The organism is Photobacterium marinum (assembly GCF_000331515.1).
Lineage (GTDB): Bacteria > Pseudomonadota > Gammaproteobacteria > Enterobacterales > Vibrionaceae > Photobacterium > Photobacterium marinum.
This window is the reverse complement of the sequence record NZ_AMZO01000006.1, coordinates 61482-75698: the sequence shown is the minus strand read 5'-3', so window position 1 is coordinate 75698 and position 14217 is coordinate 61482. Positions and strand designations below refer to the sequence as shown.

Sequence of the window (14217 nt, the reverse complement as noted above, 5' to 3'; positions counted from 1 at the left end):
CGGGGGAAGTGTTTATGAAATGGTGCTATACGTTGTTCTTCATTTTATCTTTTAGGCGGCGTGCATACTCTCTTAATTGTCTGGCGTTGTCTGCATGTTCATGATCACCACAGGTTTCATCCCCGAAGAATATATCGGGGCTGGAATAAATCGGCAGCTGAAGGTAATACACTGAACTCTGGCTCATTATCGTTCTGCGCCCTGCACAGTTGTAGCCTCTGGCATAAGCGTGAAGTTCGTTTTTGTGGGCGTCAGGTGTGTACTCTTCCAGGTACTTGCTCAGGCTGGAGTTCCATGATGTATCATCATGCCAAGCATTGGCGAGATGCCCCAGTTCATGTTCCAGCGTATATTTTTCTGCCTGATCACTCAGGATAAGAAATTGCGGATCCAGATAGACATCGGTTTTCCCCAGAATGTCATCCGGTAGATCGTCTACCACTAATGCATAATAGTGATTAGGTTTTTGTGTGATTTCTTTGATGATTGTCGGCTCAGTCACACGCAGTAACTGGTTTCGATATGAGGCTAAATCAGGATCGAAAGCCTGTATGGTCATATCCACCTGATACAGCTTTCCAGACTGTCTGCGCATCGGGACACAGGAGTTTTTCAGAGTCAGATTGGCAGTATGAATGCTGCTATTTATCATCTCCTTGATTTTGGACTCACCGTAAGCAGACCATACAGATTCAGATATAAAAAAGTCGACTACCGTATTCACGATTTCTTCATCCTGGCACTGTGGGAGCTTGAGGTCCTGTGCTTCTATTTTATAGAAAACAGGAAAGAGAGTGAGAGCAAACATTGCGGGAATAATCAGCTTTATCGGTGTGATTTTTATTGGTGGTATTCGGCTCATAGTTTTGTATATCAGTTAATCCCCGCTTCTATTCAAGCGGGGAATTGTTGTGGCTTTTCCGGTTTAGGACGTTTATCAGGCTTCACTCAGCAGGCTCACCTGCTTATCCAGTTTTTCTAGTAATACATCGCGTTTGAATGGTTTCGGAAGGTAATCATCCATTCCGCTGTCAAAGCACTTTTGAATATCATCGTCGAGGATAGACGCCGTCAGCGCGATGATGTGTTTGTGCGGGGTATGGTGAACGGCTTCGAATTGGCGTATGGCTTTTGTGGCTTCAAAGCCGTCGAGAACCGGCATCATGCAGTCCATCAGGATAAGGCTGATTGAGTCATGGTGTTTCTCATACAGTTCCACCGCTTCAAGGCCATTGTTGGCGATCAGATAATTAATACCGAGCCGTTTTAAGTTGATACAGACAACCTGCTGGTTCACTTTGTTATCTTCGACGATCAGAATTTGTTTGTCGCTTATCTGGTTTGGAGACGGAGAGACAGGGCGGCTTTGATAGTCATTACTGTATGCCGCTTTCAGCGTGTTATTAAGGCGCATGCCATATAACGGTGCTGTGATAAAAGCGGTGATATTGTCTGAGTGAATGTCGACTTTAGCGCTGTTATGGCGGATATAGATTAGCTTGTTGTTTGGAAAATCTGTCTCAGCCGTATGAAGCGTTATCGGATCATCAATAAGCAGCAGGTTGTTACCTGCTCGTTGACGAGTTAATTCATTTCGGTCGCGGATCAGATCTAATTGATAACCGAACCGCTGAAGCTCTGCTATCAGTAATGTATCGGGGTGTTCAGCACAGTAAGTGACAGCAATATTATTTTCTTGAATGAGCTGCTGTTCATCATGGTTAAATTCGATTTCAAAATAGAACTGGCTACCTTGGTTTTTAGCTGATTTCAGCTCAATATGGCTGCCCATTAACGCCACCATTTTTGATGAGATGGCAAGGCCTAGACCTGTTCCTCCGTACTGTACCGATGTGTCAGCATTTTCCTGTTTGAACTCATCAAAAATATGAGCCTGCTTGTCTTCATCAATGCCGATGCCAGTGTCAGTAACGGCAAAATACAGGATGGCGGATGAAGCCGATTGTGCGGTGAGCCTGCCTGTAAAGGTGATGGTACCTTGTTCTGTAAATTTAATGGCGTTAGATGCCAGATTCATTAATACCTGGCGAACTTTTTGTTCATCAGCCTTGATGTAGTCGGGGATTGAATGATCAAGCTCAACAACGATCTCAATGCCTTTTTGCTGGGCTTTGGGGGCAATTAATGCTGCGGTATCAAACAGCACTTCTTTGATCGCACAGGTATGAGGACAAATTTCCAGGTGGCCGGACTCGATTTTGGATAAATCCAGGATATCGTTAATCAGCATCAGCAGGGTTTGCGATGAGGCATTGATTGTAGACAGATAATCTTTCTGAATGGCGGTCAGCTTAGAATCCGACAATATTTCAGTCATACCTAAGATGCCGTTAAGTGGTGTCCGGATTTCATGGGACATATTGGCAAGGAAGGCACTTTTAGCTTTATTCGCTTGCCGTTCTTGTTCTCGAGCTCTGATGAGTTGTCGTTCAAGTTTTCCTGTTCTGCGAACAACATACAGAAGTACCGCAATTACGGCTAAACAAAGCATTACACCGGCTAAAAGTCGGTAAAATTCATAAATCGTCAACTCTTCATCGATAATTTCCGGGATCTCTGAGAAAAGCGTATTTAGTTTATTTTCTAATACATGGATTGTGTCTCTTAAATCCCCCAATTTCCCTTCATCGTAGTGGTAGCCAAAGCTCTTCCAGGCACGCTGAAGTTCATAGAAAGCCAATTCAAACTTATTAAAAGCTTGTAGCAGGGAAGGTGAGTTCGAATTATTAGTGATTTCCGTTCTTACCTGGCTCAGATTGGTATTGATGTTTTGCTGTACCTTCTCGTCAAAATCAGAGAAGAAGTGATACATCAAATCCTTGGTTTTCAGCGTTAGTTCATCAAGGCGTGGGTTGTTCGCCTGAATAACTGCCTCTTCCAGAATGAGAGACTTATCTTTGAGTTTATCGATGAGCCCGTCGTGCCCGCCTTCACCATGAATGAGTAAAACAACTTTACTCAGTGCTATGAATTTCTGGTAATAGTCATCAACGGAAGCCAGGGTTACTTGTGGCTCGTAGTCGGCATCAATGCTGTGTGTTTGTATCGCAGAATTTATTGCGTTGAGGCTATCTATAACATGGACATAGTCATCTTCCATTTTGACTTTATATTGCGAATCAACCCGGGCTATGAAGTCTTTTTCATTGCGGCGCATCATCAGCATTTCATTGGATGCTGTAAGGATCTCGGCTTGTAAAGACATCAGCTTCGCCCGGTTAGCATCCAGAGTATGCTCGGTATAAAAAAAAGTGCTCAGAAAGATTAAAATTGCGGTAGCACCGTATGTGATGAGACGTTTGATGGAGCGGGTGTGAATAAACTGATGATTCTGCATTGAAATCCATTTCCTTTTTGAATCCGCTTGGCGACAGAAGCGCACTGTTGTACTTAAAGCCAATCCGAAAGCAAAGGCTTGTGAACATACCTGCGAATACACCAAACACATTACTGGCGTTGCTTTTATTAATTGTGATTGTACGGTCGTGCTTAATGTTTGTATGTTAAACAGGTTGCATTGTTTGGATGCAATTGTCTTTCGGTTCAACGCTTCTGAGACGGAAATAGAGGCTATCGTTAATAATGGATTAGCAGAATCAGATGTGTTTAATTTATTAGTAACCCTACAATGACGCCCAGTGCAAATATGGCGAATGTTCTTCCTGTTGTTACTTTATTTTCTTTAGGTTTTACCGGGACCAGATACTCAGGCTCAATAAGGAGCTGTTTTGCATTTAAGGTATAAAATACGTAGTCTGCTGGATTCATCGTCATCTCCTGTTTATTTCTCACTCGACATCGTTATTATTGAGTCATAAACAGGAAGTAAGAATGACATGTTAGAAAAAAAGAGTTCATCTTTTATCAGCCTTGTCCATCTGCAAAGGTTGAAGCAGCTGTGTGACCACTATCCCCTTGGTCAGGCAAGCAAAACGGATGTGGCGAGCCTTGCCTTTCAGCTTAATTGTTCGGATCGCAATATAGCTAAGCTGGTGAAAACCCTGATGGCGATTGGATGGTTGGAGTGGAAAGCCGGGCGCGGGCGGGGCAATAAATCCGAGTTAACACTGAAGCTCAGTTTTGAGCAGGCGTTGCTGCAATGCCTTGAGTCTTATTGTCGCAAAGGCGAGCTTAGCGAAGCGTTACGCTATGCTGAGCACTTTGATTTCACCGAGCAGTTTCACTCCCGTTTGCCAGAGTGGCTGAATGAAGCACAGGACTCACTGAAACAACAGAACGTACTGGTGACGCTTGTTCCTTATGAATTTCCGAAATGCCATCCACTCTGGACATACAGTTCATCTTCACGGCTTTATATCAATGCTGTCTATGACACCTTGTTTGTTTATGACAAGGTGAGTAAAAAGCTGCTATCAAGCTTGGTTCATCATTATGAGTTTCGTGATCATGAGCTGTGGCTGAGGCTCCGACCTGATGTGTTTTTCCATAACGGAGACTTACTGACACCGCAGCATGTTGCAGAAACTATTAGGTTGCGACAGACAACGGATAATCCGTACCGGTTACTCTACCGTCATATCACTGATATCAGGACTCAGGGCAATTGGGTGGTACTGAGCCTTTCTCACCCGCATCCGATTATCCTGCATGTGCTGGCTGAAAATCACAGTGCAATTTTTCATCCTTTTGACAAAGCTGAGCTGCCTTCTGGCACAGGCCCGTATAAGTTTGGCTCGGTTGATAACTGGCACTGGACGTTGACCAAAAACCATCAGTACTTCGGAATGCCGGGTTTGATAGAAAAGGCCGAGTTCTGGACCAGTGATTCGGTGGAGGAGGGCTTAATCCAAAGCCACATTATCCAGCATAAGGTTGATGTGGGAAACGACACCGGTAAACAGCTTAAAGCCGGTTGTGAAGTTCTGGAATTTATTGATAGTCCTAATGGATTGAGTCTGCCGGAGAGGACCTGGATAGCTCATCATGCCAGGCAGTTTGTGCGAGAGTTAAATTCGGATTCTCTGCCTATTGCCGATACGCTGCTTGAGTGCCATCAAGCCAATGGCTTCCATTTGTTTCAAACTGAAATGTGCCCACCGAAGCGTAAGATCAGGGTATGGGTTGAAGCTTGTAATCCGAAGGCCAGCGAGATGCTTTTTTCCTACCTGTCGTCATTAGGTGTGGAATTTGAGTTGTTGGAGAAAGCACATCGTAAGGAACGCTTTTCCCCGCCGTTTGAAAATATTGATGTGATTATTCGCGGTTATGTCTTCAATGATGATTTGGCCTTCTGTTATTACAGCTGGCTGATATCCAGCGCCACTTTTAAACTATGTCTGACCGAAAGTCAGCGGCAAAATCTGTTGGAGTTCATTGATTTCACAATCTTATCCAGCGAAAGCAGCGATGATTTTCTCCACAAGCTTTACCGTTGTGAGGACTGGATGGTTCAGCAGTGTGCTTTTGTCCCTCTGTGGCGAGAGTTTTCTAGTTATGATTTCTCTGACACTCTTCAGGGGGTTGAAGTCGACAACATGGGGGTTCTGACGTTGAAGAAGATCTGGTTTGATGATTGAGGCTAACACGGGATAACAAAAAGCTGAACTTCATTGAGTTCAGCTTTTTTGTGGTTCGGCTCTTTGCCGGTTACCAAAGTAGCCTAGCCCGTAATCCTGCAATCCAGATTTGATTTTCGTCCGGGTTTAGTGCGGGCTCCTGAATTAACTGGATGTCAGGTGTCAGTTCAAAGTAAGGCGTTAACTTCATCAGGTAAAACATTTCAAATGTATATTGATTGCTACCCGTATCAGCCCAGTTGACGGCAAAGCCGAAGTTATTATCGGCTGCTCCTAAGCCGTAATAAGAAAAACCTGTGCTGAGTGATTCCGTAATACCTAATAAACTACCTTCATGTGCATAGCCGTAACGTAAAAAAGGCATCCAACGGCCCATCATCTTTGAAACAGAAATATTGAAGCCCTTGTCTTCAGCCTGGTTGAGGAAGTCACTCTGATCTGAATCCCATAAAGTCAGGTGTATATTGTCTGAGTAGATTTGTTCCTGAGAGGATGTCCAGCCAAATTCGATACTCTTAAAATAGTGAGATTTGCTGAAAAAGTTGTCTGCACTTTTAAATGGTTCGGTCGGGTCTGCTTCTATGTCGCTGATGCCTGCGATCATGAAGAAGTTTTCAGTCAGCATATGTCCTAAAGCTAGGCCAAAGGTTGCGTCATTCGGAAGCGCTATGGTGTTAGTACCGGTACTGAACGCAAGGTTCATAAAACCTGTCCATGGGCTTGCTGCGGCATAGACGTCAACATAATCGGTAACATCCATAAATCCGGCAATTAAAGTTCCCTTACCTTCACTTAGCTTTTGTCGCCAGTAAAGATTCGTGAGTCTGCCTTTTTCGTCACTGAACGGTGGTGCTATCAGGCCCAGGCCTCCGGTTCCGAACTCAAAGTTTTTAACTGAAGAGTCTGTATAGCTGTGTCTGTGTTCAACCTTCCAGACTAAAGCCCCTATATTGTTTTCGTTTCGGTTGTAAGCCAACCAGGAACCGTAGAAACGTAACATACCGCTTGCCGCTTGTTTGTCTGAACCTTGAAGCGCGTTGCTTGCGGCTACACCTACCGAAGAGTAATCAAAAGCAATATCAACACCTTTAGCTGCCAAGCTTTCTTTTAGAGGTTCAGTTCTGTCAGCATTGTCAGAGCTGATGCGGTTTTCTACAGCACCGGGGCCGCCAAAGTTTGCTTCCTTTGCATAAGAAGCTGAAAAGAAGCAAAGAGAAATACAACAGTAGGAAGCAATTATCTGATGTTTGAAGAAACCCATAGTTCTTCCTTATCTTAACGTCGCGGAACCACTAAATTAGTGGGCCCGCGATGCTATTGGCTAGAGGGAATTCTTATGAATACTTCCGTCTTTGATGATCACTTTAAATTTATCTTTGTAATCGTTAAGAATGGTGATGTCTTGTAGCGGGTTTCCGTCAATAAGCACAACATCTGCATACGCACCGGGTTCAATTACCCCCAGTTTTCCGTATTTGTAAGGGTTCATTTCACCTGACCAGCTAAGTACTTCTGCTGCGTTGGACGTTCCCATCTTCATGATTTCATAAGGGGTAAAACCGACTTTTGACATCCAGACCATGTTATCCGCTTGCCGGGTGTTATAAGACGGGCCAAACATGTCACCACCGGTCACAATTAATAACTGCTGTTCTCTTGCCCATCCAAACATTTGCTTCGCCCCTTTATTAACTAATGCGGCTTTGGCTTTCTGCATCGGACTAAAGAAGGTGATTTTTTCCGGTTCGGCAAAAGCTTCCAGTGACATAACGGCCTGAGCTGAAAGGGCGACGCCTTCTTCTTTCATCCGTTTAATTGTGTCTTCGGAGACCAGGAAGTTATGCTCGATGACTTTAACTCCGGCATCAATTGCACGATTCACTGAGCGATCATGGTAGGCGTGAGCCATGACGTATGTACCGTAGTCTTCAGCCACTTCTACTATTGTTTTCATTTCATCCAGTGAAAGCTGTGTCATGTGGATTGGGTCAAATTCACTGGCAACACCACCACCAGCCATGATCTTTATTTGAGTTGCTCCGGCACGCAGGTTCTGACGTGCGGCTCTGCGTGATTCGGTTACACCATCGACAATATAGCCAAAACCGTGACGTTCAAGATCATCAACCCTTCCCGGTATATCATTAAAACTGCCTGTATCGGCATGTCCGCCGGTTTGACTGAGAAAACCGCCAGAGGGGAACAGCCTAGGGCCTTCTAACAAACCATTGTTGATGGCCTTCGCGATACCCAGAATGTTACAACCTGCATCTCTGGCTGTAGTAAATCCCTGGTCAAGGTATTGCATCATGGATTTGTGTGCCCGAGCCCCCATTGCCATTTGATCGTAATCGTCACGACCAACCAGCATCCCTTCCTGAATGCAGAAATGCGCGTGCATATCAATTAACCCGGGTATTAAAGTCATACCGTTGCCGTTTATTATTAATGCATCTTTGCTGACATCTGTTTCTTGGCCAACGGCTGTGATCATGTTGTCTTCTATAAGGACATTTATACCTTGAAGAAGCTTCTCATTTGTACCGTCAAATACGTTGACGTCTTTGAATAATATTTGCTTTGTTTCTTTTTCAACGGCGAAGCTTTGTTGACTGATTAGTATTGCCAGTGTAATCGCCAGCGTTTTCACGACCTTCATCATTGCTCAGTGCCTTATTAATTATTGATACTATTGAATGGTAGAAGAGTTGATATGTTATTCGACATTCATGTCTGTGAATCTATATCCTTAAAATTCATATGGATACGGATTTTATTTATTACTAATAATCAACTTAGTACACCTGTTGTAGCGACGCCAATAGGGCAATGCTGCTATTTCGAGACAAAGGTTTTAACCTTGAACCGAATCTTGAAAGCGAGAAGATGTGTGTTGACCTTCCCCTGACCGGAAGCTTTAGGCTCGATAAAAGAGAGTGATAACAGGAAGTGAAAATGGGGTGTTGTAATCAGGCGCCAGTCGGCGGTAGCAAAAACATGAGCGTGCTGGTAAAAGGCATTGTTGTGCTTGCAGTAGCCATTTTGATGCTGGTGGTGTTGTTTGGATGAGTCAATAAGGATGTTGATTGTTCTCTAATGGGCCGGGCCATAAGTTTAACTCAATGATAATAAATAATATTTGATGGCTTATGCATTTCATGCATAGAAAAAATGAAAACCATTCATTTTACTCATTAATCTATTTTTCATATTATTTTGCCAACCCAAAATGATAGCGAAATTAAACGCGATCTCTTTAATTAACCACTTGCCTGGTCTTTTTATAATGTTTGTTTTTTGATGATGATAAATTATATGCTCATATTTGTTGTTTATTGTATTAATTGAATCACAGGCAAATGTAAGTATTTAACTTATCAAGAAATACATTATTAAATATAAGGGATGACGCTATCTTAATTTTTTATTTTTAGTAGATGATTATAGATATAACTCTTATTAATGAGGTGTTAAATGACAATTCCAACAACTCAAATGCTTCAGGCCTGGGAAGGCTTTACAGCAGGAGATTGGCAAACAGAAGTTAAAACTCGGGACTTCATTCAAGCCAACTACACGCCTTATGAAGGTGACGAATCATTTCTTGCTGAAGCCACTGAAGCGACGACAACACTTTGGAATAATGTCTTAGAAGGGATCAAAGAAGAAAGCCGCACCCACGCACCTGTTGATTTTGATACAGCCATGCCTTCAACCATCATTTCTCATGATGCTGGCTATATCAATAAAGAGCTGGAAACAATAGTTGGCCTGCAAACGGATAAACCACTAAAGCGCGCTATTATTGCCAATGGTGGTATTCGGATGGTGAAAAAATCATGTGAAGTATACGGGCGTGAATTAGAACCAGAGGTAGAAAAAACCTTCACTGAATATCGTAAGACCCATAATCAAGTATGTTTTGATCTCTACACCAAAGATATTTTGGCTTGCCGCAGATCCGGCATCATCACCGGTTTGCCTGATGCTTATGGCCGTGGGCGAATTATCGGCGACTACCGCCGTCTGGCTCTTTACGGTATCGATTTTCTTAAAGCAGATAAACAAGAGAAGCTCAAATCAACACAGGCTTTCTTGGAACAAGGCCATGATCTGGAAAAAACACTTCGCTTGCGAGAAGAGCTGACGGATCAGATCCAGGCACTGGAAGATATCCGTACTATGGGTCTGAAGTATGGCATTGATATGTCTGGCCCGGCACGTACAGCTAAAGAAGCCATTCAGTTTACCTATTTCGGTTACCTTGCTGCTGTGAAATCACAGAATGGTGCGGCAATGTCGCTTGGCCGTACCTCAACTTTCCTTGATGTATATATTGAGCGAGATTTGGCTAATGGCGAGATAACCGAAACTCAAGCTCAAGAGCTGATCGACCATTTCATTATGAAGCTGCGCATGGTTCGGTTCCTGCGTACTCCTGAGTACGATTCACTATTCTCCGGCGATCCTATCTGGGCGACTGAAGCTATGGCTGGTATGGGAGTTGATGGTCGTACTCTGGTTACTAAAACAACATTCCGTTACCTGCACACACTGGATAACATGGGTCCGGCACCAGAGCCAAATATGACAATTCTCTGGTCGGAACAATTGCCAGAAGCATTTAAGAAATATGCGGCTAAAGTGTCTATCGATACATCATCGGTTCAGTATGAAAATGATGACTTGATGCGCCCTGATTTCAACAATGATGACTATGCGATTGCTTGTTGTGTCAGTCCTCAGGTAGTTGGTAAGCACATGCAGTTCTTTGGTGCGCGTGCCAACTTGGCCAAGGCTCTGCTTTACACAATCAATGGTGGTGTTGATGAAAAACTGAAAATTCAGGTCGGGCCGAAGCAAGCACCAGTTGCCGATGAAGTTTTGGATTTTGACCGCCTGATGCCGCGCTTTGATGAAGTTCTGGACTGGCTTGCGACTCAGTATGTGACTGCATTGAACATTATCCATTACTCTCATGATCGCTATAGCTATGAAGCTTCTCTGATGGCACTGATGGATCGTGACGTTTACCGCACTATGGCTTGCGGTATTGCGGGACTGTCTGTTGTTGCTGATTCACTGGCGGCGATTAAGTTTGCGCAAGTGAAGCCTATTCGTGATGAAGATGGTCTGGCGATTGATTTTGAAATTGAGGGCGATTATCCGAAATTCGGTAATAATGATGCCCGCGTCGACGATATTGCATGTGATCTTGTGGAGCGTTTTATGAAAAAGATCCAGAAGATGCATACCTACCGTGACGCGACACCCACTCAGTCTGTTTTGACCATCACCTCGAATGTTGTGTACGGCAAAAAAACAGGTAACACGCCAGATGGTCGTCGGGCAGGTATGCCGTTCGGGCCTGGTGCAAACCCAATGCACGGCCGTGATCAGAACGGTGCAGTTGCGTCACTGACATCGGTTTCGAAACTGCCGTTTGCTTATGCGAAAGATGGTATTTCTTATACTTTCTCAATCGTACCAAATGCGTTGGGTAAGGATAAAGATACTCAGAAGCAAAACCTTGCTGCGTTGATGGATGGTTATTTCCATCATGAAGCAGGTGAAAACGGTATTAATGTGGAAGGTGGTCAGCACCTGAACGTTAATGTTATGAACAGAGAAATGCTGCTTGATGCGGTTGAGCATCCTGAAAAATACCCGCAGTTAACGATCCGAGTATCAGGTTATGCAGTTCGCTTTAACTCTCTTACCAAAGAGCAGCAACAAGATGTGATTACCCGTACATTTACTGAGAAAATGTAGCTGTCAGCTTAATTCTGCCGATACGAAACTTAAACTTATTTATTATTCTACCTACCTTTGGGCCTGCTTCTGCGCAGGCCTTTTTTATCTATAAAATTTACTCCTCAATACCATCGAAAGCGTGAATTGAAGTGATGGGTTATTCGCATAAGAATCTCTGAACAATACTTATATTTCAGAGAACAAAGGGATGAAAAAACACTTCGAACTTATCGATAAGTCCACTTTTTTTGGGGCTCTCGGTTTGTTATTTTCCGTTATTTTTCCTCTGATCTTTTGGCCAGAAGAAGGGGCCAGATGGATAGACAGTGCGAAAACCTTTATGACCGACAAACTCGGTTTTCTGTATTTGGTGCTCGGTATTGCCGCGTTCTTTTTCATGGTTTATATCATTTTTAGTGACATCGGCCAGATCAAGCTAGGAGATACTGATGAGAAACCTGAGTTTGCGACGGCTTCATGGGCTGCCATGCTGTTTTGTGGCGGTATCGGAGCCAGTATTCTGTACTGGGGTACTATTGAGTGGGCGTACTATTATCAAAATCCGCCATTCCAGTTAGAGGCCGGAAGTGAAGAAGCAATCCGTTGGGCTGCCACTTACGGTATTTTTCACTGGGGACCGGTGGCTTGGTCAATTTACTTGATCCCTGCGCTGCCTATCGCGTATTTCTTTTATGTTCGTAAACAGCCGGTATTGAAAGTGTCGTCGGCACTGATGCCTGTGATTGGTGAGGCCCGTAGCCACGGCAGACTGGGCAAATTTATTGATGTTTTGTTTATTTTTGGTCTGCTTGGTGGGGCAGCAACAACATTGGGTCTGGCTGCTCCGCTTATCAACGAAGGCATCAGCTACTTGTTTGGCATTCCGTCAACGACAGTTACCCAAATTGGCGTGTTACTGCTTTGTACCATTTTGTTTGCCTATTCTTCCTACAAAGGCATGGATGAGGGCATCAAGGTACTGAGCAACATTAATTTCTGGGGGGCTCTGGCTCTGCTTGCCTTTATTTTATTGGCAGGCCCTACACTGTTTATGCTGGAAACCGGTTTGGATTCCATTGGACGAATGTTGTCGAATTTCTTTGTGATGGCGACATGGGCAGAGCCGTTCGGCGGCTATGGCACTTTTGAGGATACACACTTCCCTCAAGACTGGACGATCTTCTATTGGGCATGGTGGCTGGTGTTTGCTCCAAGCATGGGGTTGTTCGTTGCTCGTATCTCGCGTGGTCGTACTATCCGGCAGATGGTGTCTGGTTCCATTTTCTTTGGGTCATTGGGATGTGCGCTCTACTTTATGATTCTGGGGAACTTTGGTTTGTCACTTCAGTTGTCTGGTCAGCTTGATGTGATTTCGATTCTGAATAAGCAAGGGGCAACAGTTGCGATCTTTTCGATTCTTGAGCAGTTGCCAATGAGCACTATGGTTATTGCCGTCTTCACCATTTTGTGCATCATATTTACAGCAACTACGTTTGATTCGATCTCATTCATTTTGGCTTCAGTTGTGCAGAATAATGTGACGGAAGATCCGTTGCGCTGGAATCGTCTGTTCTGGGCAATTACCCTCTCGTTTATGCCATCGGTATTAATGTTCATGGGAGGGCTGGCAACATTGCAAACAGCAGCCATTGTCGGCGGTCTGCCGCTCTTGGTTATTGCTGTAATGCTGATGATATCAGGTGTGAAAGCCGCGACTCTCGATTTATCCCATCAGGAGGGATATGAAGATCCGGTTATTAATATCGAGGAATTTCCGGATGTTGATCCCTGGTCCCGTGAAGGAGTGGCAATGGCAAGATTTGAGCGTTTAAAAGATGAAGCGATTGCAGCCGCCGACAAAGAGCGAGAAAAGCTCAATGCCGTATGGCAGCTTAAGAAAGCGATCCGGGCCGAGGCATTAGCGCGCGGTGAAACCGGAATGGAGCTTGGTGATGCCCCTCAGGAACAGATCAATGAAATCAAGCAATTAACTGATGAAGCTATTGCCGCACGGGAGCATAAACTGCAGGTGTCTGAAGCTGCGCAGCAGGCCCGTATCGAATTTGATGAATTGATGCGTGAAAAGCAACGGCTTGAAGAGAATGCATCGGTTGAGATGGCAAAATAAATAACTGTCGATATTGAGAAAATTATAGCCATATACAAAAAGGACAAGCTCCGAAGCTTGTCCTTTTAACTTTGAGCGAACCAGTCATTAACTCAGAATTGGTTCAAATTAGTTCTCGTCCTGCTTTAGCGTGGAGCAAAGCTGGGTAAACGGCGTGATGTTGGCTTTTGCTTCCCGGCTTGCCAGTTCAGGATCGCCGCTGCAAATGGCATTGATCATCGCTTCGTGGCTCAGCCCGCTTTGCGATAAATCATAATTCTGATGCGTCATGCTAAGGTAGCTTTGCAGCTGGTTGGCAATTTGACCGTAGATCTTTTCCATCCGCATACTTTTGCTGGCTTCGACAATCTTTCGGTGCAGGTGGAAATCGGCATCGCTAATCGCTTTGATATCTGTCGGGTTCTGCTCGCATAGTTGGCAGTAGTCGTCATATAGTGCGCGAAGGTTTTGTTTGTCTTGATCCGACGCTTTTTCTGCTGCCATTGCTGCTGCCTGGCTTTCCAGGGCAACCCGCAGGTTATACAGTTCCCACAGGTCATCCTCGTTAAGCGAGATCACCTGCCAGCCCGCATAAGGTTTAAGTGTTACCAGGCCCTCATGTGATAGCGAGTTCAGGGCCATTCGAATTGTACTGCGCGACAGCTCAAGATCTTTTGCCAGTGTACTTTCAACAATTTTCTCTCCCTGAGCCATCTCACCACTGATGATTTTATGCCGTAGGTACTCTGTCGCTTGTTCTTCCAGGCTCTGCTTATTGATTTTCATCATTACTCATTG

General features: G+C 44.3%; 9 protein-coding genes. 3 read left to right on the top strand and 6 right to left on the bottom strand.

Features of this window, described 5'->3' with window-relative positions; all coding sequences use genetic code 11:
• Positions 1 to 25: 25 nt before the first annotated feature.
• The 3 genes from C942_RS04965 to C942_RS24990 all read right to left on the bottom strand — a co-directional run bounded on the left by C942_RS04965 (position 26) and on the right by C942_RS24990 (position 3789).
• Positions 26 to 724 carry a hypothetical protein gene (locus C942_RS04965; protein ID WP_157372562.1) on the bottom strand — a complete coding sequence of 233 codons (699 nt, stop codon included), beginning with the start codon at positions 722 to 724 and terminating at the stop codon, positions 26 to 28.
• 213 nt (positions 725 to 937) lie between these two features.
• A complete protein-coding gene (locus tag C942_RS04960; protein WP_007463162.1) occupies positions 938 to 3358 on the bottom strand; it encodes a hybrid sensor histidine kinase/response regulator in 2421 nt (806 codons plus the stop codon).
• Positions 3359 to 3627: 269 nt separating this feature from the next.
• Positions 3628 to 3789: a hypothetical protein gene (locus C942_RS24990; RefSeq protein ID WP_007463159.1), complete on the bottom strand. Its 162-nt coding sequence runs from the start codon at positions 3787 to 3789 to the stop codon at positions 3628 to 3630.
• Between the two features lie 68 nt (positions 3790 to 3857).
• Here C942_RS24990 and C942_RS04955 point away from each other — a divergent pair, with 68 nt between their 5' ends.
• On the top strand, positions 3858 to 5558 hold the full coding sequence (locus C942_RS04955; RefSeq protein WP_007463156.1) for an SgrR family transcriptional regulator: 1701 nt from the start codon (positions 3858 to 3860) through the stop codon (positions 5556 to 5558).
• A gap of 70 nt (positions 5559 to 5628) precedes the next feature.
• Here the strand turns inward: C942_RS04955 and C942_RS04950 are convergent, their stop codons facing one another.
• Together C942_RS04950 and C942_RS04945 are read right to left on the bottom strand one after the other, a co-directional pair.
• Positions 5629 to 6819, bottom strand: a complete 1191-nt coding sequence (locus C942_RS04950) for a carbohydrate porin (protein WP_007463154.1) — start codon at positions 6817 to 6819, stop codon at positions 5629 to 5631.
• Between the two features lie 60 nt (positions 6820 to 6879).
• Positions 6880 to 8220, bottom strand: coding sequence for a metal-dependent hydrolase family protein (locus C942_RS04945; protein WP_007463153.1), 1341 nt, complete (start codon positions 8218 to 8220; stop codon positions 6880 to 6882).
• A gap of 812 nt (positions 8221 to 9032) precedes the next feature.
• On the opposite strand from C942_RS04945, the gene pflB reads away from it, so the two are divergent.
• The gene (gene pflB, locus C942_RS04940) at positions 9033 to 11330 is read left to right on the top strand and encodes a formate C-acetyltransferase (protein ID WP_007463151.1); all 2298 of its coding nucleotides are present in this window, start codon (positions 9033 to 9035) and stop codon (positions 11328 to 11330) included.
• 190 nt (positions 11331 to 11520) lie between these two features.
• Positions 11521 to 13440 carry a BCCT family transporter gene (locus C942_RS04935; RefSeq protein ID WP_007463150.1) on the top strand — a complete coding sequence of 640 codons (1920 nt, stop codon included), beginning with the start codon at positions 11521 to 11523 and terminating at the stop codon, positions 13438 to 13440.
• A 108-nt stretch (positions 13441 to 13548) separates the two neighbouring features.
• Here C942_RS04935 and C942_RS04930 read toward each other — a convergent pair whose 3' ends face one another.
• On the bottom strand, positions 13549 to 14208 hold the full coding sequence (locus C942_RS04930; RefSeq protein ID WP_232428136.1) for a GntR family transcriptional regulator: 660 nt from the start codon (positions 14206 to 14208) through the stop codon (positions 13549 to 13551).
• Positions 14209 to 14217: the final 9 nt, after the last annotated feature.